Below are 22,303 nucleotides of genomic sequence, written 5' to 3' on the forward strand. Positions count from 1 at the left end.
GAAAGTTAACGCAACGTAGTGATTTTGGTTCTTATCAGTTCATAAATAGCACAGTAAAAACCCTTTATATTCATATGTATTCATCAATAACACAGGTAAAAGCGGCATGGGCGGCATGATGTAATAAGGGTCTCAAAACCCTGTAATCCCGCTATTTAAAGGGCTCCCGAGAGGGAGCCCTTTTCTATAAAATCACATAAAAATCACATTCTCTGCAACCAGTCAGATTTGAAGGATGTCTGCGAAGTGATTTTTAATCTTCTCATTGGCATTTTTCTTCATTTTCTCCGTAACGTGCGTATAGACTTTCAATGTAGTTTTTGCGTCATCGTGACCAACTCGCTTCATGATCGTTTTGAGATCAACTTCAGCTTCAGTCAGCATCGATATGTGAGTGTGCCGAAAAATGTGAGGAGTAGCTTTCTTTTTAATTGAGGTTTTCTTGAGAATACGTTCCATACGGATTAATATATTTTTTTGAATGAGTGGGTAGCCGTTCTTGTGGGCAAAAACAAAGTTGTTTTCATGATAATCATCAAATAGTTTCTTGTATTCAAGTCTGAGAGCTTGTTGTTTAACAATGTGTCTTTGGAGTAAACTCATAACATTATCAATTATATTAAATTTACGGATAGACCCTGTAGATTTGGGCGGAGTTAGAGTGTATTTACGCATATTATTATCAGGATTATAAAGTGTCTTGGTTATTCGTAACTCATTTAACTCAAAGTTAAAGTCCGTATCTTTTAAAGCACAGAGTTCCCCAGATCGCATCCCTGAAAAGGCAAGCAAGTGAAAGATTTCAATGTCATCAGGTAAACCATGTTCATTAACTGCATTTAAAAATTCAGCCAGCTCATGTTTTTCTAAGTAACCATCCTCGATTGGGCTATTTTCAATTTCCTCTACCGTCAACAATTTCGCCGGGATAACTGCCCCCGAACATGGATTATCCAATCTCATTTTGTTTTTTATTGCATATTTCATAATCATATTTGCAGTTACATGTACGCCCTCAATGGTTGTCCTAGCATACTCTTTATCATCTAAATCGTTTAAGATATTCTGATACTGTTTATGTGTAACCTTGTCTATTATGACCTTAGCAATATATCTTAGTAGGATCTTAATCTCTTTTTCTCTAACTCTCACGGTGTTTTTCTTTACTTTGCTCTTGGAATAAGTTTTTAACCAATCCCAGGCTACCTGTTCGAACGTTAGCTTCTTGATTTTCTTTGTGTCTATTCCATGATTTTTTTGGGCATCTACGACTTTCTGTACCCGCTCCTCAGCTTGCTTTTTAGTATCACCTCGACGTGCAATCTGATTTCTCTTACCAGTTACAGGATTAGGTAGGCCGTCTACTGTACAAATCCATTTATAGCCCTGTTTATTGTTTGCTTTAATTTTAGTGAAAGATGCCATACATTCTATCTCCTTATATAGGTACAAATGTTCGCTTTAATGGTGAAAATAAAAGCCCGGAAGGGCCTGATTTATAAAATGTTTAATTAATGTTATTGTACAAAAGATCTTAGCGTTTGAAAATTTTTTTATTCTTTGTCTTTCATGTCATTAGGCATCCCTGTTTTTCCAAATAGCATAGTCACATACATTTTGTACTCTCTAGAAAAATCTCCGGCATCCATCAATTGCTGGCGCATTGTATCAATGTGTGTTTCGTCTGGCTCTTTAATATACTTTAAGAAAGATTCATATGCTAAGGAGCGAGAAGTATAGTATCCTTTTGCACTTCTTAATACGTTTTCCAAGTTATCCTTCAAGTCGCTATGTAACTCGTCAGGAATTGTTATAGAATTAATTTTTTTTATTGTCTCTTTATATTTCTCATTGACTTGTTGAAGTTCCTTACAAAGGGCAGCATCATCGATTTTTTTGCTCTTATCAAGCACCCCAGCGCCATTCTGCTCATAGGGAGCCATTTCACTTTGATACTTATAAAGGACACCTTCGACTTGAAGGGCCTTTTTCCTATCGGAATCACTAAATAAAGGTGTGCTCTCAACATCTTCTTCACTTACATTAGGAGATACATTGGCTTGTTCTTGAGCTGAGTCCCCCTTAGATACAGGTTTAGACTCGTCGCTAGGTGCAACTATACAAAGTATTAATAGACCCAAAAGTGAGATTAGAAAACTCCATCTAGCCTTTTTAGTTCGCCTAAATGAAGATATTATTCCCCAAACGAGAAAAAGCACAAAGCAAGCGGAACTGATTACAATCAAAAGCGTATAAAACATTTTTCTTTACATCCTTCTATGACCCCATCGGCTGGGAAATTGCTAATTTTATCTTGTTAATTTTATTATCGAAAACTGACAATGAATATGTAATACTTTGTAGGTTGTTACGTGCTGTTCTATCATAAAGTAAAAAAACAACAGGAGTAGTCAGAGTGATATTAACGTGCGTAAAAATTCATGATCGTGACGGGAGTGACTCGGATTTTGTCGAAATTTCCTTATATGATGTGAATTACATTGATTTGTGGCAGCCAACTAAGAGTAGGGAATGCTGTCCTGCCTATCATACCTCAACGGGCTCATACATAGGTCTAAGAACTTTAAAGGACATTTCAAAGGCATATGCTAAGTATGGCTTCAAGTCATATGATCGCTCAACGGTTATAAACGAGAACATGATTAAACAAACTGAAACGGACGATCGTGGCAGTAAAGTATTCTTTGATGATGGGAGTTTTGTACGAATAAGAACAAAACTGTAGGCTTGTCAATCCCCCTTAAACATGGTTTAACCCCCCTTAAATCAGCCTGATTGGTGCTACATTTCGACAGACTCCGACCATCCAGCCATGTTAAAGTTAATTCTACAAACGTTTGTACAACATAATACCTTAAAATTCGACAATCAGTGGCTTTAAATGAACCTGAGAGGAAGATCGGCAAGGAGAGTTCACTAAAGAGCGAACTTTTACCTGGTCGGAGTGACATAGTGTCACTCAGTGCTGCTGAGTTCGATTCGCTCATAAAGATCATCAATGTGACAGCCGATTGCTGAAGCAATATTCATAGCAGTTGTCAGGGACATCAGCCGCCTATTGTTGGCGTATTCGGAGATCTGAGACTTTGTAATCCCTGTAGTGTCACTCAACCATTGCTGATCTTTTCGTATTTCGCGCAACCTTTGTTTCAGCAGGCAACGACCAGGTTTTATGGACATGATCATGCCTCGCAGAGTTATTTTATAGGGTTGTCATTATCTAATCGATTAGTTAATTAGAGGACAAAAAAATTAGATACGGAAGTGGCATCTATGAACGAAATCAAACTAATGAAATTGAAGAAAAAACTAAATTTTAAAGAAGAAGAATTGGCTGTTCTGTTGCCAAAAATAGAATCAATCTTCGTCGGAGAAGATGATTTTAGCTGCTCTCTTGAGCTTTTTTTGAACATTAGGATCAGTCAAATCAAGTCCGAGATCTGACTCTAATTCGGTAAAGAAAGACAATTTGTCTTTTGTCTGTTTATCTATATCATTGCCTATAGATTTTATGGTTCCATCAGTTTCATTTTGAGACAGTAGCAGCATACCATTGTGAGCCGCTCTATAAATCTCCGACCTTTCGTATATATCATCCATGAAACTCTTCATTACTTCATCCATGGTTTTAGGATCTTTATTGTTTTTTTCTGGCTGCTCATCTTGTGTTAACAAATAAATTGTTAGTTTAACAATAATGGACTTATATGAGCTGACAGGGTCTTTCTTTAACATATAGAAGTCAATATCAAATTCTTTCATATCGCCTACAATTTCATGGATAGAACCTAAGATATCATCACTGATCGTACCGAAATTAAGGTAATAGTCTATATAGTCATTTAGTTTTCTTATTAATTGAGACGCTTCTCGCTGTTTACTTCCTTCTTCAAGTAGTTTTTTTACTTCAGGAGGAGCCTTTTCAATAAAAGAGGCCATAATTAGTTCTTCAGCATTCCCCCCCGTTATCTTCGCAAGTGCTCTATTGAGTTCATCTGAAGTAGGGGGGGTTTTTCCATTTTGCAACCGGCTGAGGTGTTCTCGACTCATCGAAAGCCCTTCTTGTTCTAATTGCTTGCATATTTCTTCGAGAGTAAGCCTCGAATTTTTAATATACCCCTTCAACAGATTAGAATACTTCATTTTTTCTTAACAACTCCTTCGTGTTTCATTTCGATTATCTCATAGTTGACAAAAAATTATCAACACATACATTATTGATAATTTTATATCATTTGTTGTTGACATTTATAATCAATGTGATAATATAAATCACATAATATTGATTTATAAAATCACAAATTATCAAGGGGTGATAGAAGTGAAGAAATATTCTGATTTGTTGGCAAATTCTATTAAAAGTAGTGGCTTAAAGTTGGATAAAATATGCACTCTCATTGGAGATATCACTGGCAACGAACTCACGAAGCATTACCTAAGCAAGCTGCAAAATGGAAAAACTTCACCTGCTTCAAACAAGCTTAATGACGCACTAGCTAACGTTCTAAATATTGATCCTATCGAATTAAAGGCAGCAGCTTATCTTGAAAAAATTCCACCTGAGGTGCTGAAGCGCTTGAACAGACCTGATAGGAAGGAGGTCATCTGATGCTAAAAGTGGAGTTTGACACTGACCAGCTTAAATCAATTATCGACGCTGCTGTTTCAAAGGCAATGAAGCAGTATACACCAAATCAGTTACCGTCGCTGATGACTAAGAAGCAGTTGATGGAATTTCTCGGAATTGGTAGTACGAAGGCGAGTGAACTTCTTAATAGAGAAGACTTTCCGGTCATTAGAGAGTTTGGTCACCCAAGAGTTCCGCTTCATGCACTGATGGTTTGGATTAACGAACATACTGAATGGATTCGGGATAACGCCAAAGATTATTGGGAGCGTACAGGAAGTGTTGCTTAAACAAATGAAGAAACCCGCCAGGCTGTACCGGCTCTAGCGGGTTGAGGGGATACGGGGGGAAGAACTTACAACCTAATACTACATCAGCCCTCTGTCCGTAATAAACATATCAATCGGACAAAGGAGAGGAAAAAAACATGTCAATTGGACAGTTTGGTCCCAATCTTAATGAAGTTTTAAAACGACGGGGTGAAACGCGTACCGCAGCCGGGCAAGTTGCCCACGTGGATGCTTCATTAATTGGAAAGATCATCAAAGGCTCCCGCAAACCATCGAAAGAGCTCATGCAACAAGCGGCGGAGCATTATGATGACGGCCAGCTTTACATTGCAGCAGCCGGGGAAGTAACAGGCGGTGCCTTTGCTCCTTGGCTGGACAATGTAGATCTACATAGGGCAAGTGTACTGTTCAAGACGGTTGAAGAAATGAGGGAAGTTCTTGTTCTATCTGCTGAGGTACCAATTAGCAAAACTGCTGACCAGCTTACTGATTCTGAGCGCCAGAACATGAAACGTCTACTGATGGAGGCGGTTGAAGCTATTACTGCTCTTACGCATTTCGCGGCAGTGTTATGTAAAGAGTATTCGTTTTCCTGGTTGGGTGCTTGGAAAGAACACCGAGCTGACCTGAAGGCAAAAAAATATATGAAATGAGGGAGCAGAAATGGAAATCGAGAGATTAGAGGATGAAGCCAAATTTGTTGCAGCAAACGCAGAGCACAATTTAAACATGATGCTGCAAAATCCGGAAATCGTTTCTGAGAGTCATCGTCAAAAAAGTATTGCTCAAGCAGCATTCATGATGAATCTTCACTTGTCTTTTCAAGAACAAAATAAAAACGCCCGGCGGGCAGGCCGGACGCTTGGTTTGAGAACTCGATTAAAGTCTCTTGTGTTGCTCATTCTATCTCCTTCTGCGAGAGAAAGCAAGGGTGAGGGTGCGTGATGCAACAGTTAAAGGAACGCCTCATTCAAAACTTTCTGGATAAGAAGGCAGGGACGCAAGCCAATACGGATGCAATATATGCTTTTCTGCAAGCGGGCGGTTCAGTTCTTTCATCTGAATTTCAGGAGCTACTACAGAAGCGGGACGAAGCCTACTTTCAATGGAATAACGCCTTGCTGAGCCTAAATCTTCTGCCAGCAGAAGAGCGGCTGGAGTTTTTCGGAAATATGTCGCCAGTGATATAGGAAAAGCTGGCAACGGACAGGCCATGTCGGCCTTGTCTTCCGGCGTCGGACGGTAACATAACCAACTCCCGTTCGGCGTCGGAAGATGCGGCTGACGCATCATAAAGCAGCGGCACGATGGTACGTGTACACGCGATGGTGAAAATATCAGGCGGAAAACGACGGAGCGCGCCTGACTGCTGGTTCGAATCCAGCCTGCTTGAAATTACATACGGAAGGAGGAAACTTTGTGCAAGTTATTCAACGTTTGACCGTTGTCTCTAATCCAACAAGGATTTTTGAAGTTGGAACGGAGCTAAATGGCTGCGAAGTCATTGAGATTAAACAAGTCGGTACGGAGTATGAAAATAATGTCCATTCTGAATTCCATGTTTTAGATGAAAATGATGAGCTCATTGTCAGCATCGAGAATGCACCTGTTATCGTCGAGTATCGGCAGATCGTGGAACATGATGAAATCATGGAAGGAGAATCGGCATGAACGCAACTCATAAAAAAGTGGTGGAGTTTTTTGCGAAAATTAGCACCGACGAATCTGTGGATGTTAATGAGTTTTTAGAAGCTATCGCGTTAAATGTGGGGCTTTATACTGCGCTGAAAATCAAGAAAGTGGGACAACGAGAAGTCACAGAGCAGTTCAAAAGCATCATTGATACTGGCCTCAAGATAGCGAATAGCGAAGTTGTACCGAAACGAGTCAGCTTTTTCATTATAAGAAAATAGCCCGCGGCAACGGGCTATCACTTGTTCTTTTGAAAACTAAATATGTGAATACGGTCATCTTATCATGGGTGACCGTTCCTAACAAGAGGGAGCGATATGTATATGGCTATGAATGTAGCTGCTATTACAAAAGGTATTGAACGTGACGAATGGTTGAGACTGCGTAAGCGTGGTATCGGTGGTGCTGATGCATCTGCAGTGGCCGGGTTGAATCGGTATAAATCACCCGTTAGTGTCTTTTTAGAAAAAACGGATCAGATTGCACCAGACGAACCAGGCGAAGCAGCTTACTGGGGCAACCAGTTAGAGGATTTAGTCGCTCGTGAGTTTATGAACCAAACCGGATTACGTGTGCAACGCAGCAATAAGATGTATCAGCATCCTACACATAAATTTATGTTGGGTAACGTGGACCGCCTGATTTTAGACAAAGGTGGTCGAGGACTTGGGATCCTGGAATGTAAAACAGCCAGTGCCTATAAGCTGAGCGAATGGGCCGACGATCAGGTTCCTGATGAGTACGCAGTTCAGCTCCAACATTACATGGCTGTGCTTGGTGTGGATTATGGTTACTTCGCCGTTTTAATCGGTGGTCAGAAATTCCAATACAGGCTGGTTGAGCGAAACGAGGGCATTATTGATTCTCTCATACAGATCGAGGACGAGTTTTGGAACAAGCATGTAATTCCGCGGGTTCCACCAATGGTAGACGGTAGCGCTGCTTCGACTGAGCTACTGAATCGCTTGTATCCTGCTTCTCGGCCAGCGACAGAAATTACGCTGGAGAAAGATCAGGCATTGCTTGTGGACAAGCTCATTGTCGCTAAAGAGAACGCACAAGCGGCTGCGGAACAGGTCAAGCGATTAGAGAACGAGCTGAAAGCCGTGATGGGTGACCATGAAATGGCGGTTTATGACGGTGAACCTTTGTTGACATGGAAATCCAGTCAAACAACACGCCTGGACACTAAGCGTTTGAAGCAGGAGCAGCCGCACATCTTTGAAAAATACGCAAACACCACGTCTTCAAGACGTTTTCTGGTGAAGTAAGGAGGCTATTATGGCAGGGCAACGCAGTAACGGAGCAACCCTTGAAAAAAAGCTTCAAAATAAGGCTGCTGGAGCAAAAAACGATGCGCCTACACCTTCTCAGACTATCGCAGCTTATATGGACAAAATGAAATATCAGATTGCGGAGGCTATGCCAAAGCATATGAGCATTGAACGCCTTAGCCGGATAGCCTTAACGACGATTCGCACGAATCCCAAGCTGCTGGAATGCTCAATAGCATCTTTGATGGGAGCGGTTATGCAGTCTGCTCAGTTGGGGTTGGAGCCAGGATTATTGGGACACTGCTACCTAATTCCATTCAAAAACAACAAAACGAACACAACGGAAGTTCAATTCATCATTGGCTATAAAGGCATGATTGATTTGGCCCGTCGCTCAGGCAACATTAGATCCATTGTTGCCCATGAAGTATATGAAAATGACTTCATAGAGTTAACCTACGGTCTGGAAGAAAACCTGAAGCATGTTCCTTGGTTCTTTCGTCGAGATGTGAAACCCGCTGAATCCGGCAAGGTTATCGGTGCTTACATGGTGGCAATATTCAACGATGGCGGTCATTTCATTCATTACATGCCGATAAGCGAAATTGAAGCTCATAAAAAGCGTTCAAAGTCTGCAAATAACGGGCCTTGGGTGACGGATTATGTGGAGATGTGCAAAAAGACCGTTGTTCGCGCAGGCTGGAAGTGGCTTCCTATCAGTGTAGAGATTGCTTCTGCGGTTACTCAGGATGAGACGGTACGTGAGGATATCACTCCAAACGATGAACCTTTTGTCTTTGATATGCCAGCCGAACCTAAAGACGGTGAAACACATCAGACAGGTGATGCAGCTCAGCCAAATAATACTGATTCGCAGCAGCCTGCTGATAGATCAGGTCAGGACGAACTGGAATTTGAATGAGACTATAGATGAGATTACTGGCAAGCCGCTGTTACGCAGTATGATCGGTGAACACATTTGGCGGATTAAAGAGTCCGACCCTGTAGCCTTTAAGCGCGAGGTACGAGAATACTGCGCGCGGGGTTATCCAGGTTGGACAGTGGTTCGAGCTAAGTACCCTTATATATTTCTGCGGGATGGTAGGGAGCAGAGTGTGTAAATGATTCAAGCGGTGTGAAGAAGCGAACGGTATTTATATATAAAACGCAAGAGATTAGGTGGTGAAGCCGGTGGACTCCAATGTAAATCCTCAGCCTACGGACGCACATATACGCATATCACATGAAATACATCGAGAGCTGATCCGGCGGAAGTTTACTCAGCGGCAGCGGGACATTATTGATTTTGTCCTCACGCTGAGCTGGGGATGCGGGAAGCCATCGGCTAAAATCCCTATGCTTAAACATTTTGAGCTATGTGGTGTCCGTAAAGAACATATCAAAAAGGAACTAAAAAAGCTGGTTGAAAATCATGTGCTGTTTTGGGACGAGCATATGAATGTGTTCCAGATCAACAAGCATTATGATATGTGGTCCGTAGATGTGGTGGAACGATATGACCCCAAAATGATGAACGAATTAATCAAAATTAACATAGAAACTCATACCCCAAATCTCGGCAAACCAGTTACTAAAAAAGTAACTGAGTTACCCAAAAAGCAACCGATCCGAGTTACTAAAAAGGTAACTCAGTTACACAAAAGGCAACTGTTCAGTTACCAAAAAGGTAACTCGCCAGTTACTAAAAAGGTAACTGTGAAGCGTGATTTTTCCTGTCATACCAAGGGGTTTCGGCTCTCTAAAACAATATTTAAAGCAATTATTAAAAAAAACACTACTACATCTTTAGATACTGTACAGGAATTAGATACAGAACAAAGGGGTGGGGGAGGAGAGATTCCTTCGGATCATTCCTTTGGCTATATCTACCGTGCTTACGAAAATAATTTTACGGGCTCAGGAAAGGTTACCCAATTTGAAAGCGAGGACCTTGGAACCTTGTTTGACGATTACGGGGGAGAATGGCTGCTAAAAGCCATGCGTGAGGCCGTTCGGCAGAATAAAAAGAGTTTGGCTTATGTACGTGGCACGCTGGAAGGATACCGTAAACGCGGGGGACCGGAAACGGAACGCCGAATGGATCGGGCTTCACCGGCGGAAGCAGAAATTCGGGAAGACGACCCCATTACGATCTTGATGAGAAAGGCAGATGAGCAGCGACTTGCTGAATACGGAGTTACTTGAGGCTGAAATATTAGGTTCCTTTTTTCGAGACCCTTCCCTTGTTGGGGAAGTCGCCGTAACACTAGAGCCAAGCTTATTTACACAACCTTGGCATCGCAATCTGCTGAAAATGATACTAGAACTACATCGGACCGAACAGGAACTATCCATGACCATGTTGGTAACGGTATTCGAAAAGCATCTTGAAAAGGTGGGTGGAGTTTCCTATCTGTCCAAACTGGCCAGCTCTGCCGTCGCAGTTTCAATGCTGGAGCAGAATATCAGGCAGCTCATTGAAACCGATGCTCGTCGTAAAGCGCTGGATTTGGTCGGTGAATACCGTGATAAATTTTTGGATTTGTCATCAGGCGGGTTTGAGGAATTACTGGATGAATTTGAACAGCGTTCACTGGATATTCGTCCTAAAGCATTGCAAAAGGATACGGCGGTTGACGACATCATCCAGTGGTATGAGGACTTGGTACTTAAAACGCAAGATCCTTCTCGAGCGCTTGGCATTATGACAGGCTGGTCAGCATTGGACAGACTGACGCTAGGGTTCCAGCGTACTAACCTGGTTGTCATTGGAGCTCGAACTAGCATGGGTAAGTCAGCCGTTGCCAATGAAATTAAGATGCGGGCTACCCAGCGGGGGCATAAGGTGGCGGACTTTAGCCTGGAGATGTCTAAGGCGCAGATTTATAACCGGATGATCGCTAATCTGTGCAGTATTCCTCTGCAGGCTATACGTTCAGGGCATCTGAAGCCGGAACAAATCGAGCGTATTTCTATGCAGATGGAGTTTCTGCGAAAAATTCATATCGACGATAGCCGTGGCGTGACTGCGGAGTACATTTGTTCCGAAATGCGCCGATTGAAGCGGCAAGAAGGACTTGATTTGGTCATTGTGGACTACCTGCAGGAAGTGGTTGAGCCTGCCGAACGAAACGACAACAGCGGTTCTGGGTTGCACAGGGTTTGTCAAAAGCTACGGAAGGCGGCAAAAGACTGTGACTGCGCACTGATCGGCTTATCTCAGGTCAAGCAGGATGTGGAGAGTCGGCAGAATAAAAGACCATTCGTTTCAGACTTATCAGGCAGCGCGGCAATCAGCGCGGTTGCTGACGATATCCTTCTGCTGTACAGGGACGAATACTACAACCCTGACACACCAGACCCGGGTATCTTGGAAATCAACCTCGCAAAACAACGTAATGGTCCTACTGGAGTGGTGAAGCTCAAATTTGAGAAAGACACACAACAAATCGCTTAGGGGAGGAACGGACATGAAACAGGGGAAACGACTCACCAAAAAGCAAAAGATTGGATTGTTAAAGGCCAGACCAGGTGTGACACTGGACAACTGGGTCTCAGAACGGGAAACAGCAGATGGGGTCGTGCTGCTAAACAAATTCTCAGGAAAGCGGTGGCTGCTAAATAAGCACTATGGAGCATTGCAGCCTTACAAGGTACGGGCCTGATGCAGCCGTCATGCTGGACGCGCTGGAGCGTCTATGAGTACCTGAAACATCGGTTTGTCCGTACTGGACAAGTTCCGAATGAATCGGAATTACTCGAGGAGCTGCCGGACATCGATCGGAGCGAGCTGTCTGAGGGGATGGCCGAATTTCGCCTGATTCTTGGTGACTGGCCTATCGCTGGAGGTGACGGGTCATGCAGCGCCAGATAAAGGACCCGATGTATCAAACTCAGTTAAAGCAAACTGTACGAGACCGAAGCGGCAGGGTGATAGGCGAGGTATTTGTCCTTGAACACAGTATGTTGCTGGTCAAGCAGTCGCGTAAGCGTAAAAAGAGGGGGAAGCAGCTTTGAAGATTATGGGGATTGACCACGGCACGAATTTTGCTGGTTGGGCCACAATGCGAAATGGTAAGCCGCTAGACTTTGGATTAAGGGACTATTCGTCAATTGCAATGCCTGGTGTTTTGGACGCCATCTACCAGGACACATTCCGACTGATCGAGCAGGAAGAACCGGAATTGATTGTACTGGAGCGTCCAGTTCACTTTAAAAATGCCAACAGTGTACTAGCACTTGTCGGGGCGTATACTTCTGTTTCCTTGGCTGCCCTGCATTTGGACAAGCCGATTGTAGGCATCCGGCCTTCGGAGCTTAAAATTCAGACTGGTAAAGGGAATGCGGATAAAGAGACAGTCGCCATGGAAATGCAGATGCTGTTCGACCTCGATTATGACGAAATTGCGGTTCCTGTCCTATACAAGAAAAACGACCCACGGGGCAAATACAAAATCGGGGACATAAGGGAACGTCTTTTTGATCCTTCGGACGCTATCGCACTTTGCTGGGCCTATCATCAAAATTTCATTAAGGGAGTGGCTTAAAGATGAGCTATATAAATTTCAAAGGTACGGTTAAAAAGATCAATCTCAAGTCATCGGAAGAAACGGAAATTACAATCAGTATCCCAGCTTCTGAGCTGGACGGCCAATACAATACGCTTCAAAGCATGCTGGAGCTTAAAATTATCGGAGGTTTGGATTCACAGATTGTCACGTACAAAGTTTTGAAGAATGCCAGAACGGGCAACCCGATCACGAAATACACCGTGGATGATGGTGGTGTGGTATCTATAGCGAAGCCGGAAGGAGAGCAGCTCTCCATGGATCTTGGGCTTCCTCCTGAGAAAGTGGAGGTTAAAGCCGATCCAGAGCAGATTGACCTTGAAGTTATTCAGGACTTTATACTTAGCGGCCTGGCGCCAAGCTTTGACGACATGCAGTATGACTTTGTGGAAATTACAGAGCGCTTGGCCGGTGGGGACACCTATCTGAAAATAGCTGCTGATATCGGTATGGGTGTGGGCGTGTTTGTGGTTATGGTGGATGAATACCGAAAGCGGGTCGCGCCAATGGCCGCCAAGTGGGATGAATGGCGCCAAGGCCAAGTCAATACGGAACCGCCGAAAGATGGGGAGTCAGTAAACAATCAGCAAGAAGAACAACAAAATGACGATCAGTTGGAAGGGCAAGGAGATGCTAATACTGATTCATCCGAGCAGACTGAAGAAAATGAATCTAAGGACAACAACAAGCCGGAGAACGACTCAAATCCTGCTACTGACACAGATTCCCAGACGACAGTCGATAAGGAAGAATTGGAGGAATACATTCTGAAAGTCCGTCCTAACTTTGACGATATCCCTGTTGACTTCCCTACTTTGCTTCAACAGCGTCGTGAAGAAGGCAAGACATGGATGCAGATTGCTAAAAGCATCGGCTTGACCAGTGGCCAGATCACTACTAAATGGACGGCTTACAAGAAGATGGTTGCCAAGCAAATGAGAAACGGGGGAGCGGCGTAAGCCGTTCCTTTCATAAAGCAGTGTGGCCCCTACCCTCACGGGCTACGGTGGCCACTTGCACCTATAAAACGGAACGTATGATCTTATTTCAACTCGAAAGGACGATATCTATGAATGGATCTATGAAAAATAAGATAACCGTAGAATTGGAGGCATTGCTTCCACGAATGCAGCGCGTTAGTCAGATGATTGTCACTGCTGAGGAAAATTGGACAGCACATTACAACAGAGGAAATCCGGATGATCAGTACCTCCGTGGGATGTTTTGCCGGGTAGGCGACCTTTTGGATGATGCTAAACGATTGCTTGACCAGGCCTTTGCAGAAGTAGTAGACGAGGGCGTCCTAACTAAAAATATGGGCGGTCGATATGCTTTGCATGGGCGGGAGTTCACTTCTGGACAAACACTTGAGTATCTGGACCAAAATGACGACGGCGTTCGCTGGAAGCTCTCGCGTATCGAACACAACGGACATGATTACTACTTAGCCGATGACCGTAGCATACCGCTTGAAGGGCTACGCGTTCGGTACAAACACATTGCACGCTGAGAAAGGGGGAGGTTGATCTTGGCTCAAATAAGAATTGCAGAATTAGATAGAGCCCTCAGGGACGTAGCAGGTAAGCGAGTTGGTGTGTCACCTGAAGAATTTAAAAAGACAGAATACCTGCTTTCAATAAATCCTCAACTAGTAAGAATAGTCAGAGACTATGAATTTGCTGTAAAGTCCAGCATTTCTCTGAAAAGTTACGAGGGAGAGAAAGGTCATGTTAGGCAAACAAAGGCTATGATCCTCAAATATAAGCGCCCAGAGCTTTACTTCCTGTATAACACGCTCTCTCAAATTATACAGAGTTCCATTAACAACTTAGTTAATCCGTACGAGCGAACCATTATGGAACTTTTGTATATCAAAGGTGCGAGGTACCTTGGAGCGCAGTCATATATGGGGAAAGGTTACCGGAATGACATGTACCCAATTAGTGGGAGTACGTTTGCTGAACGCAGAAGGGCAGCGATAAAAAAGATAGCTCATAGCTTCCAAATACTCGGCTTGTTAGATTTGGTTCAAGCTGAATATCGAATTGGAGAACTGTCTAACTTGCAGTTTTTGGAGTTGAGACCAAGGTGAGCTTGTATGAGCCAGATTATAGGGGCTTTCCCCCTTTGGAGGTGTGCACCTTGGCAAATGTTAATGCGGCGGTTCAGAGGCTCTTGGATATGCGTAAATAAAGGTACCGTGATACATTGTTGAGTTATACGATGGAAACCCTTACCCCTCACAACAGATGGTACGGTGAGAGGGATAAGGGTAGATTTTAAAACTACTAAACAAGGCTACTAACTATTACAATTTTCTCTGCGTTCACGTCTCGTTGAACTCTTATTCCAGGATCGCCATTGTTATCAAAACCGACATGAGCAAATGTAACATACTCTTGACCGTTCAAAAGAGTGACTGAACTATGAATGAAGATTCTTTCATTCCATACAATACCATCTACTGTCGCTGTAACAATTTGGCCAACGTAGGGTGTGAATCTACCACCAGTTTGACGAGTTTCATTTTTGCTCCAGTTTACTTTTGCCCAGTTGGTTAGAAGTTGGTCCTTGTTCATAAATAGGCCTCCTAAAGGATTGGAATAGGTTCATTAGTCAACATATTCTATACTTGTCGTTTTGCTACTAAAACTATAATGCAACCCTAGGCGACACTGATTGTCTTGGAGAAAAAGCAACTAATGTATGGACTACTAAATATAGCGAATCACTGGCTATTCACGTCGGGCAGATGTTTGAACGTGAGGCGTGCTTGTCTCGTACCATTAAGAATGTGCTGCTAAAACACGGAATTATTTCGTTGACTGACCTGTCGATGGGTGCGATTGTGGCTTCGTCCCATTTGTCTAAATGCTACAAAGTAGAATATATGCACAACAGCGGTATTATCAGCCTTAAAGCTGAAAATGGGAAATTTAGGTTGTGGGCTGGTGCTCGTAAAAATGAGTATTATTTTGGCGATTATAGCGATGGTAAGTACGCTTGGGAGTTGGCGAACGTGCAGGCCCTTGCAGAGCCAGTCCCGGCAATGGGTGCAGCGCCTATGAAATTGGGAGGCAACGGCATGATTAAACACCAATATCGTACCGGAGGTTCTATAAAGGATGCGAAGCAGCCTAGCCCTAAGAATGAAGTAAAGAAAGGGCCTGATACATTAATCGAAGGATTCTACCAACCGTTGCCGGACGAGGTGAGTCAGACAATTATTGATCTGGACAATCAAGGTGTTTCCCGGTCGCAGATTGCCCGACAGGTTGGCATTCCGAAAACGCGAGTGGTTCATGAGCTGATGAGCTTGGACATAAAGGACACGCAATCCAGAAGTACGCACCAAAGAGCTACGAAAGGAGCAGCACTCTATGACTAAGGATTATCGTCAATTATTGTCGGAATATGGTTACCCTGAGGATTTAGTAGACGGATGGAGTCTGGAAGACTGCCGAGCCGAATGGCAGGAGTTTTGTGGGACATGCATCCCAGAGTAATACAAACACCCCCGCATTCCTTGGCCGGGCTCGCGGGGGTCATCACTCTTAAACCTCACCAAATTATACCACGGGTGAGGGGAACATGATGGGGAAAAGAAGAAAAAACAACTTACAACTGACTTTTAACATTCTGCCGATTGATGAGAGAGCTACCCGCCTTGCGGTGGAAGAATATCTGGAGACGGTCCGGCAGTATCGGCAGATTGGTTTTGTTAGGCGCGAGGCTGCTATAACGCAGTCCTATACTTATAGAGAGCATCAATCCACCAATGCGATCAGCAAGCAGACGGAGGAAATTGCCACATACAACGTGGACAAGGAAGCAGATCTTCAGGCTAAAGATCGGTTACTTGATATGGCAATGAGCAAGCTTTCTAGCATGCAGCGTGAGGTTATTCAACGGAGTTATCTGGACAATGAAGGAGAGTTTGATTACATCAGTTGTGGAGAGATGGGAATTAGTGAGAGCTCATTTAGACGGATTAAGGCTGATGCAATTGGCATATTGGCAGCTTCGTTAAGACTTATTGTGATTAGAGAAGAGAACGAGGGAGTGGCAGTATCTTAAACAGACCATTTTTTTGGTCTGTTTTTTCGACATTTTTCGCTAGATATTACAATGGGAAAGTTTCCGATATTACTTATGGAATGAAAGGAGAGACCAGATGGATAATTATATTATGTATTCAGCTAAATCAGTTTCTTTATTACAAGAGGGAGAATTTTCGATTGTTCCTTCAGCCACTGAAATTTCAGTCATAAAAGTGAAAACACTTAATGAACCTATTAGTGATCCTAAGAATGCTCCTAAAAATGGGAAGGTTATTATTTCGGTTTACTTTTCCAAAGGCATTTCTTTCGAGTCGGCAGAGAAGTTGGGAGATAAACTAGCTGATCAATTTTTTAACCATTTTTCTTATATAAAAGATATAGGGCTTGGCAGGAGTGAATACATCCGCAGCAGTTTTGTAGAGTCAGAAATAATATCGAGGATGGAAGTAAATTATTCAATTATGTCGCCTATCGAATCGAGCGATATTGAAAATGTATTGGGGAGCCTTGAAAACAATAATTTAAACTTAAATTATATGAAGCTATATAGAACGGCTTTGAATAATACTGATCCTATAGCTAAATTTATGATTTTATATAGTATTTTAGAATTTATTTTGCCAGGGAGAGGACAGTATAAGGTCTGCAATTTTGCAGTTAGAAACGGGTATAAAAAAGAGCATCACAACAAGGTACTGAGTAGACGAGAATGTATTTTTACTTGGTTAAGAAATAAAATTGGTCACACAGATGGTGATTGGATTTTAAACAAGTTAAAGCTTTGATGAGCCAAAATAATCTAAGACTAGCTGAATTGACTAAATCAGCTATCGACAAGACATCAAAACTTTAAAAAAACTATCGTAGAAGTTTGTTAACAAGTTTTTAAAATCTAGCAATAAAAGAGGGAGTTTTTTTGAGTGAATTTTTCGGGTAAAGGACCAGCTAGCAGGTACTTAAAGGGCAAGTACGATCTCAAACCATCTATATTTGGGGATATCTCGATGGAAAAAGGAGAGATTTTTAAAAGAAAACTTATTGCCGATCATACGTATGATGAATTAAAGGCAATAAAGACAAGTATCAATGTCCAGACTAGTTCGGGTCAGAGTCTTGGTGTAATAATGGCTATTATTTCATTATTTTTTTCAACTGCCCTAATGCCATTAACATTTTATTTGCAGCAATCGGTTAAGCCTATTGATTGGTGGCATGAAACCAAGATGATGCTATACAAAGAGAATATAGGGGAGGAAAAGGATTTAGAAAAGTTAGTGACTTTTTTATCGAAAGACATTTTGAAAGATCAAGCATCGCTTTTAGATGATTTGAGAGGTGGCCTTCAAAACCTAAATATTACACTAGGGGTAGTATTAGGAGTGGCCTTCGCAATCATATTTGTTTGCTTGTATATAAAAAAATGGAACAAGTATATAAGTGCTTATGTAAATGGCGCTTTTGAAGAAGTTGAAGAAAGAAGATCAAAGAGGAAGGTCATGAATCGGGGATTTAAAAGGTGATTGTTTTTTGAATGAAAAATGAACGTTTTATGGAGCGCCACTGGACTTTTTATGTGGTAAATTTGTATCATGGAAAATCAAATAAGGAACGAACCGAGGTGCTAATACTTCGGCGATGAGGTCGGTCAATGTGCCGGCTTTTTTGTTGCGGCTCGTACAGGCCGAGGGAAAACTGCTAACCGGCGGAAACATCGTACCAGACCCAGTCCGAAAGATTTTGCGGGGTTCAATTCCCCGACGCGTCATTATTATTACGAAAAAGTGAGGAAAGAGCAGCTTTTGTTCTGTTATTTCGCTATTTCTGTGCTGCATCGAAGTTTCGTGTTTTGACTTGAATTTCGGCAGCTCAGTAAAATGGTCTTGTTCTTCCTCTCTAGTAACTAAGTACAATGCTTTTATGCAACAGCGCAGCGTTTTGCATCCCACTTGTGGGAATAGACCATATCGCTGTTTCTTTTTTCGGGTTTTAAATAAGCGCCTATGTTGCATTGGTGCTGTAAATACATAGGCGGACACAAGTCACTCATTTGGTGGCTTTTTTTTATTGCCTTGAAAGGTTTGAATGGCTTGAAGAAGAAGCAGAAGAAAGGAATTTTGCTATACATGAAAGGCCCACCAAAACAGCCGAAAAAATGCAAGGGTTGTGTATGGGGAAACTGGGATGGGGTCAAGCAGTTTTGCAGTAGACCCCAATGCCAAAAGGAGGTAAAATTCAACTAAGTCGATGTTTGTAAGAGGGGAGATACTACTTTTGGCATGGAATTTTTTAAGTGAAGGATTCATCGGAGCAATTATCGGAGCCGCAGCATCGATTTCGGGCGGTTTTTTTGCGTCGAGCTACCAAATGAAGCAACAAAAAAAAGCGGAGGGTGAGAAACAAAAGCAAAGAATCAAGGTCAGTGCTGAAATTGTATATGGCGATGTAATTACTCTCATTAAAGCTATGATTTTTTATCAAAGAAATGGCAACAAAATTGTTGGATTTTACTTTGATTATTCTACCGATTACTCCAGTCACGTTGATCTGTTAGCGGATCGGATTGGAGGGGACAAAACTTTTTTGTTACGCAGAATTTACGGTCATTTAGTTTATTTACAACATGCTACATTGGTACCTACCATTAGTTCTACCGAAATAAACCTGCTTGCAAGTCCAGTTTACGAAGCAGCGTGCAAGCTGTTATATGGTAGTGTGGGTAATTTCATTGGTAAGACTGGGCATTTGTGGGAGACTCTAACCGAAGAAAATTACGATCATCTAACTAATGGGATGGAACACAATGTTAAAATGCTTATTGAACAGCTTGAAGAACTAAAGTCTGAGCGCCTTTGAAGGGCGCTTTTTCTTTTGCTCTCATATGACAATATCCAAGCTGTTTTGGGCCTTCTTCCTGTTATACGGACGAATGCCGGAATGAGTACAGCAGAGAGCAGAGAGCGGGCATACACACGCTCTGGCATCCTATCAGCCGCCCACCCGAATAGTGGAAACCAACTCAACACAAAGGGGGAGTCCAATTCGACGGATCTCCCCTTTTTGAATTAGAAATTAGTGATGCTCGTGATGAAGTACCCATTCAGCATTATGGAAATGACCACCTGGCTCATCTGCATGCCTTGGATTTAATGCCCAATGAAATCCATTTGGAGCACTAGCGAATGGTTGCGGCGGAATTATTCCCGGGTCGCTTGGATCAATATAAGCTTCGTGTGATGGAACGTGCGGTCCAATTTCGCAGTCGTGAAAATCACAATGGGCCTCATGGTATCCTTCGATTACTGTTCTGAGCAATTCACTTGGCATTGTTCTTCATCCTTTCTAAATTGAATTCAAAAGTATTATGGGCAAACTCGATTACCTGAATGCGAGGTAAAGACTGTTAAGGGAGTGAAGTTAGTGGAAATCAGAGTCCTACCAATCGAACAAATCAACGCAGCAGCATATAACCCACGGGTTGATCTGCAACCAGGTGATCCAGAATACGAGAAGCTAAAAGCCAGCATCCAATCCTTTGGTTATGTTGAGCCCATTGTCTGGAACGAACGCACCGGGAACATGGTCGGTGGCCATCAACGCTATAAGATCATGGTTAATGAGCTGGGGCATACCGAGTTGGCTGTGTCGATTGTCAACTTGGACGACCAGCAGGAAAGGCTTCTCAATCTGGCGCTTAATAAGGTCGGCGGGAGCTGGGATGATCAAGCCCTTTATCGATTGCTTGATGATCTGCAGGTGAGTGGAGCTAATCTAGCCCTGTCCGGCTTTGATTTGGAAGAGTTTGAGGATTTGGCCGCAGAGTTTGCTGTGCCACATGATGAAGCTTTGGACCTTCCGGTTACCGATGATGATTTTGACGTCCAGCGTGCTCTAGATGAAATCAAGGAGCCGGAGACCAGGCGCGGGGAGGTGTGGCAGCTTGGTCGACACCGCTTGGTCTGTGGAGATGCGACCAATCCTGATGATGTAGCACTTCTAATGGACGGGGCCAAAGCAGCGCTGGTCGTTACTGATCCACCTTATAATGTGGCAGTTGAGAGTGTTTCAGAGCGTCTGGCCGCTGATGGCCGTAGCAGCATAATGAACGACAACATGCCCGCTGAGGACTTCGCGGGCTTTTTGTTTGCCGTTTTTTCCAACTATGCAGTGGTAATGCAGCCGACTGCAGCTATATATGTATTCCATCCTTCATCCTATCAGCGGGAGTTCGAGGATGCGATGAACGCAGCTAGCATCGTCGTCCGGACACAATGTGTCTGGGTTAAGAATGCGGCCACATTCGGCTGGGCACAGTACCGTTTCAAACATGAACCAGTCTTTTATGCTCATATGAAAGGCAAATCTCCTGCTTGGTACGGTGATCGGACACAGACAACGGTATGGAAGGCTGGCCTGCCTGTTGAGGACCCGCTCCCCGAGACAGTATGGGAGGTTTCGAGGGGCGATGTGAATAAGTACGTCCACCCTACTCAAAAGCCTCTTGATCTGTTGGCCATCCCAATCAAAAACAGCAGCCAGCGCGGTGACGAGGTTGCCGATTTCTTTGGCGGCAGCGGTTCCACACTCATGACCTGTGAGCAGATGGACCGGACATGCCGGACATTGGAACTGGACCCGATCTTCTGCGATGTAATCAAAAAGCGATTCTTGGTGAGCACTGGTATTGAACCAGTCCTGTTGCATCGGGATGAACCCGTAGCATAGGAAAAAGGAGGACGCGCTAACGTCCTCCCATTCACCCAGGGTATCCCCCGGCTGAGATAGCGGCCCGCCACGCGTGGCATTTTGCAGACATCCGCTATCTCGCATTCCAGTATATAGGAAAGCCGAGGGATACGACAATGGGAACAGACAACGAACACCAAGATGCACTATTACAACGTGAGATAGAGATCGTCGAGGGAATCCTCGAATCCAAGGCGCAGTACCGGAAGATTGTTAAAGCTGGTATAGCTCAGTGGGTCAAAGACCTGCAAGCTGGAAATATAAAAATGCAGACGGTCCAGGACTTGGATCGTCTGATTGAGTTGGATATAAAGCTTCAGAAGGACGAGCTGTAAAAGCATATAATAATCTTGCTAGTTGATTCATAATTATGGATTTATTAAACAAGATTATGATTATATTGTAAGAAAAATTAAAAACATGGAATCTTTTAGTAGTATGAGGAGGTAGTTTAATATACAAATATAGGAGGAATAAGCTTTGAAGAAAAAACATTTTATTGCACCAGCCTTGGCACTAGGTCTAATTGGGGGAGCTATTGCTGTACCCAGTGCGATTTTTGCAGATTCAGATGCTGCTGTAACTGATTCCGCAACATCGTCTGCGGCGACTCAAGCTCCAGCTACTACACCTACTGGTGACCATGTAATTACTCCACAAGCTACTGATGGACAAATTGTCGATCGTCCAGTAGCTGGATTTAATGATTCTGCTGATTTTGACATTAAAGGAGGATATGGATATGTAAGACTGTACTTGAGAAATACAGGAAACACTACTATCTCCTTTACCGTAAATCAGGGAAGTGTATCTGGTGCGGAAAAGTACAGTGGAACAGTAAAACCGGGTAAAACATTCGATGAAATATTAAATTCAAGCAAGGCGTGGTCCGCAGGGAAATTTTATGTTAGTTTAAGTAGTGGTTCTGGCTCCATGTCTGGAAAGCTCGGAGTTCGGACTAGTACTAATACGAATTTTTAAATATAATTGCTGGGAAAGCGAGCCAATGAGGCTCGCTTTTTTTGTT

34 protein-coding genes are annotated in these 22,303 nt (G+C 43.1%); 29 read left to right on the forward strand and 5 right to left on the reverse strand.

Annotation, left to right across the window (positions count from 1 at the left end; translation table 11 throughout):
• Positions 1 to 222: 222 nt before the first annotated feature.
• Together MMB75_RS07035 and MMB75_RS07040 are read right to left on the reverse strand one after the other, a co-directional pair.
• Entirely contained in the window at positions 223 to 1,425 is a 1,203-nt protein-coding gene (locus tag MMB75_RS07035) for a tyrosine-type recombinase/integrase (protein ID WP_222821890.1), read from the reverse strand.
• Between the two features lie 128 nt (positions 1,426 to 1,553).
• Complete coding sequence (locus MMB75_RS07040) at positions 1,554 to 2,261, reverse strand: hypothetical protein (protein WP_222821889.1); 708 nt, start codon at positions 2,259 to 2,261, stop codon at positions 1,554 to 1,556.
• Between the two features lie 155 nt (positions 2,262 to 2,416).
• On the opposite strand from MMB75_RS07040, the gene MMB75_RS26210 reads away from it, so the two are divergent.
• Entirely contained in the window at positions 2,417 to 2,746 is a 330-nt protein-coding gene (locus tag MMB75_RS26210) for a LytTR family transcriptional regulator DNA-binding domain-containing protein (protein ID WP_222821888.1), read from the forward strand.
• Between the two features lie 230 nt (positions 2,747 to 2,976).
• Here the strand turns inward: MMB75_RS26210 and MMB75_RS07045 are convergent, their stop codons facing one another.
• Together MMB75_RS07045 and MMB75_RS07050 are read right to left on the reverse strand one after the other, a co-directional pair.
• On the reverse strand, positions 2,977 to 3,201 hold the full coding sequence (locus MMB75_RS07045) for a helix-turn-helix transcriptional regulator (protein ID WP_222821887.1): 225 nt from the start codon (positions 3,199 to 3,201) through the stop codon (positions 2,977 to 2,979).
• A gap of 177 nt (positions 3,202 to 3,378) precedes the next feature.
• Positions 3,379 to 4,164 (reverse strand): helix-turn-helix domain-containing protein, encoded by a 786-nt coding sequence (locus MMB75_RS07050; protein ID WP_222821886.1) that lies wholly within the window; start codon positions 4,162 to 4,164, stop codon positions 3,379 to 3,381.
• A gap of 178 nt (positions 4,165 to 4,342) precedes the next feature.
• Here MMB75_RS07050 and MMB75_RS07055 point away from each other — a divergent pair, with 178 nt between their 5' ends.
• From MMB75_RS07055 to MMB75_RS07140, 18 genes are all read left to right on the forward strand, one after another.
• Entirely contained in the window at positions 4,343 to 4,630 is a 288-nt protein-coding gene (locus MMB75_RS07055; RefSeq protein ID WP_222821885.1) for an XRE family transcriptional regulator, read from the forward strand.
• Positions 4,630 to 4,938 (forward strand): helix-turn-helix domain-containing protein, encoded by a 309-nt coding sequence (locus MMB75_RS07060; RefSeq protein ID WP_222821884.1) that lies wholly within the window; start codon positions 4,630 to 4,632, stop codon positions 4,936 to 4,938. Before MMB75_RS07055 ends, MMB75_RS07060 begins: the two co-directional genes overlap by 1 nt.
• A gap of 137 nt (positions 4,939 to 5,075) precedes the next feature.
• Positions 5,076 to 5,591 carry a helix-turn-helix domain-containing protein gene (locus MMB75_RS07065; RefSeq protein ID WP_277507338.1) on the forward strand — a complete coding sequence of 172 codons (516 nt, stop codon included), beginning with the start codon at positions 5,076 to 5,078 and terminating at the stop codon, positions 5,589 to 5,591.
• A gap of 10 nt (positions 5,592 to 5,601) precedes the next feature.
• Entirely contained in the window at positions 5,602 to 5,883 is a 282-nt protein-coding gene (locus MMB75_RS07070) for a hypothetical protein (protein ID WP_222821882.1), read from the forward strand.
• On the forward strand, positions 5,880 to 6,128 hold the full coding sequence (locus MMB75_RS07075) for a hypothetical protein (RefSeq protein WP_222821881.1): 249 nt from the start codon (positions 5,880 to 5,882) through the stop codon (positions 6,126 to 6,128). Before MMB75_RS07070 ends, MMB75_RS07075 begins: the two co-directional genes overlap by 4 nt.
• A gap of 229 nt (positions 6,129 to 6,357) precedes the next feature.
• Positions 6,358 to 6,609, forward strand: coding sequence for a hypothetical protein (locus tag MMB75_RS07080; RefSeq protein WP_222821880.1), 252 nt, complete (start codon positions 6,358 to 6,360; stop codon positions 6,607 to 6,609).
• A complete protein-coding gene (locus tag MMB75_RS07085; protein ID WP_068941095.1) occupies positions 6,606 to 6,851 on the forward strand; it encodes a hypothetical protein in 246 nt (81 codons plus the stop codon). Before MMB75_RS07080 ends, MMB75_RS07085 begins: the two co-directional genes overlap by 4 nt.
• Positions 6,852 to 6,953: 102 nt before the next feature.
• On the forward strand, positions 6,954 to 7,901 hold the full coding sequence (locus MMB75_RS07090) for a YqaJ viral recombinase family nuclease (protein WP_222821879.1): 948 nt from the start codon (positions 6,954 to 6,956) through the stop codon (positions 7,899 to 7,901).
• Between the two features lie 10 nt (positions 7,902 to 7,911).
• The gene (recT, locus tag MMB75_RS07095; RefSeq protein WP_222821878.1) at positions 7,912 to 8,826 is read left to right on the forward strand and encodes a recombination protein RecT; all 915 of its coding nucleotides are present in this window, start codon (positions 7,912 to 7,914) and stop codon (positions 8,824 to 8,826) included.
• Entirely contained in the window at positions 8,819 to 9,025 is a 207-nt protein-coding gene (locus tag MMB75_RS07100) for a hypothetical protein (RefSeq protein ID WP_222822228.1), read from the forward strand. The genes recT and MMB75_RS07100 overlap by 8 nt, the downstream gene beginning before the upstream one ends.
• Positions 9,026 to 9,095: 70 nt before the next feature.
• Complete coding sequence (locus tag MMB75_RS07105) at positions 9,096 to 10,109, forward strand: replication protein (protein WP_222821877.1); 1,014 nt, start codon at positions 9,096 to 9,098, stop codon at positions 10,107 to 10,109.
• On the forward strand, positions 10,075 to 11,361 hold the full coding sequence (locus MMB75_RS07110) for a replicative DNA helicase (protein ID WP_222821876.1): 1,287 nt from the start codon (positions 10,075 to 10,077) through the stop codon (positions 11,359 to 11,361). Before MMB75_RS07105 ends, MMB75_RS07110 begins: the two co-directional genes overlap by 35 nt.
• A 13-nt stretch (positions 11,362 to 11,374) precedes the next feature.
• Complete coding sequence (locus tag MMB75_RS07115; RefSeq protein WP_013372040.1) at positions 11,375 to 11,569, forward strand: DUF6906 family protein; 195 nt, start codon at positions 11,375 to 11,377, stop codon at positions 11,567 to 11,569.
• Positions 11,570 to 11,762: 193 nt separating this feature from the next.
• A complete protein-coding gene (locus MMB75_RS07120; protein WP_193217078.1) occupies positions 11,763 to 11,921 on the forward strand; it encodes a hypothetical protein in 159 nt (52 codons plus the stop codon).
• 5 nt (positions 11,922 to 11,926) lie between these two features.
• On the forward strand, positions 11,927 to 12,451 hold the full coding sequence (locus MMB75_RS07125; protein ID WP_261991066.1) for a crossover junction endodeoxyribonuclease RuvC: 525 nt from the start codon (positions 11,927 to 11,929) through the stop codon (positions 12,449 to 12,451).
• A 2-nt stretch (positions 12,452 to 12,453) separates the two neighbouring features.
• On the forward strand, positions 12,454 to 13,431 hold the full coding sequence (locus tag MMB75_RS07130) for a hypothetical protein (protein WP_222821874.1): 978 nt from the start codon (positions 12,454 to 12,456) through the stop codon (positions 13,429 to 13,431).
• A gap of 110 nt (positions 13,432 to 13,541) precedes the next feature.
• Positions 13,542 to 13,982 carry a DUF5348 domain-containing protein gene (locus tag MMB75_RS07135; protein WP_222821873.1) on the forward strand — a complete coding sequence of 147 codons (441 nt, stop codon included), beginning with the start codon at positions 13,542 to 13,544 and terminating at the stop codon, positions 13,980 to 13,982.
• Between the two features lie 18 nt (positions 13,983 to 14,000).
• Positions 14,001 to 14,564 carry a hypothetical protein gene (locus tag MMB75_RS07140; RefSeq protein ID WP_222821872.1) on the forward strand — a complete coding sequence of 188 codons (564 nt, stop codon included), beginning with the start codon at positions 14,001 to 14,003 and terminating at the stop codon, positions 14,562 to 14,564.
• 196 nt (positions 14,565 to 14,760) lie between these two features.
• Here MMB75_RS07140 and MMB75_RS07145 read toward each other — a convergent pair whose 3' ends face one another.
• Entirely contained in the window at positions 14,761 to 15,051 is a 291-nt protein-coding gene (locus tag MMB75_RS07145; RefSeq protein ID WP_222821871.1) for a hypothetical protein, read from the reverse strand.
• Between the two features lie 194 nt (positions 15,052 to 15,245).
• On the opposite strand from MMB75_RS07145, the gene MMB75_RS07150 reads away from it, so the two are divergent.
• The 10 genes from MMB75_RS07150 to MMB75_RS07195 all read left to right on the forward strand — a co-directional run bounded on the left by MMB75_RS07150 (position 15,246) and on the right by MMB75_RS07195 (position 22,257).
• Positions 15,246 to 15,860 carry a hypothetical protein gene (locus MMB75_RS07150; RefSeq protein ID WP_222821870.1) on the forward strand — a complete coding sequence of 205 codons (615 nt, stop codon included), beginning with the start codon at positions 15,246 to 15,248 and terminating at the stop codon, positions 15,858 to 15,860.
• Positions 15,853 to 15,978: a hypothetical protein gene (locus MMB75_RS07155; RefSeq protein WP_261990988.1), complete on the forward strand. Its 126-nt coding sequence runs from the start codon at positions 15,853 to 15,855 to the stop codon at positions 15,976 to 15,978. The genes MMB75_RS07150 and MMB75_RS07155 overlap by 8 nt, the downstream gene beginning before the upstream one ends.
• Positions 15,979 to 16,063: 85 nt before the next feature.
• Positions 16,064 to 16,549, forward strand: a complete 486-nt coding sequence (locus tag MMB75_RS07160; protein WP_261990987.1) for an ArpU family phage packaging/lysis transcriptional regulator — start codon at positions 16,064 to 16,066, stop codon at positions 16,547 to 16,549.
• A gap of 97 nt (positions 16,550 to 16,646) precedes the next feature.
• Positions 16,647 to 17,318, forward strand: a complete 672-nt coding sequence (locus MMB75_RS07165) for a hypothetical protein (protein ID WP_222821869.1) — start codon at positions 16,647 to 16,649, stop codon at positions 17,316 to 17,318.
• 135 nt (positions 17,319 to 17,453) lie between these two features.
• Positions 17,454 to 18,053, forward strand: a complete 600-nt coding sequence (locus MMB75_RS07170) for a hypothetical protein (protein WP_029517861.1) — start codon at positions 17,454 to 17,456, stop codon at positions 18,051 to 18,053.
• Positions 18,054 to 18,804: 751 nt separating this feature from the next.
• Positions 18,805 to 19,386: a hypothetical protein gene (locus MMB75_RS07175; protein ID WP_222821868.1), complete on the forward strand. Its 582-nt coding sequence runs from the start codon at positions 18,805 to 18,807 to the stop codon at positions 19,384 to 19,386.
• A gap of 326 nt (positions 19,387 to 19,712) precedes the next feature.
• Positions 19,713 to 19,841 carry a hypothetical protein gene (locus MMB75_RS07180; protein WP_277507350.1) on the forward strand — a complete coding sequence of 43 codons (129 nt, stop codon included), beginning with the start codon at positions 19,713 to 19,715 and terminating at the stop codon, positions 19,839 to 19,841.
• A 109-nt stretch (positions 19,842 to 19,950) separates the two neighbouring features.
• On the forward strand, positions 19,951 to 21,255 hold the full coding sequence (locus MMB75_RS07185; protein WP_222821866.1) for a site-specific DNA-methyltransferase: 1,305 nt from the start codon (positions 19,951 to 19,953) through the stop codon (positions 21,253 to 21,255).
• Positions 21,256 to 21,392: 137 nt separating this feature from the next.
• Positions 21,393 to 21,611, forward strand: coding sequence for a hypothetical protein (locus MMB75_RS07190; protein ID WP_014599851.1), 219 nt, complete (start codon positions 21,393 to 21,395; stop codon positions 21,609 to 21,611).
• A gap of 145 nt (positions 21,612 to 21,756) precedes the next feature.
• Positions 21,757 to 22,257, forward strand: a complete 501-nt coding sequence (locus MMB75_RS07195; RefSeq protein ID WP_068941129.1) for a hypothetical protein — start codon at positions 21,757 to 21,759, stop codon at positions 22,255 to 22,257.
• The last annotated feature ends 46 nt before the right edge of the window (positions 22,258 to 22,303 follow it).

This window comes from Paenibacillus sp. P2(2022) (assembly GCF_029522175.1).
In the GTDB taxonomy this organism is placed as follows: Bacteria; Bacillota; Bacilli; order Paenibacillales; family Paenibacillaceae; genus Paenibacillus; species Paenibacillus polymyxa.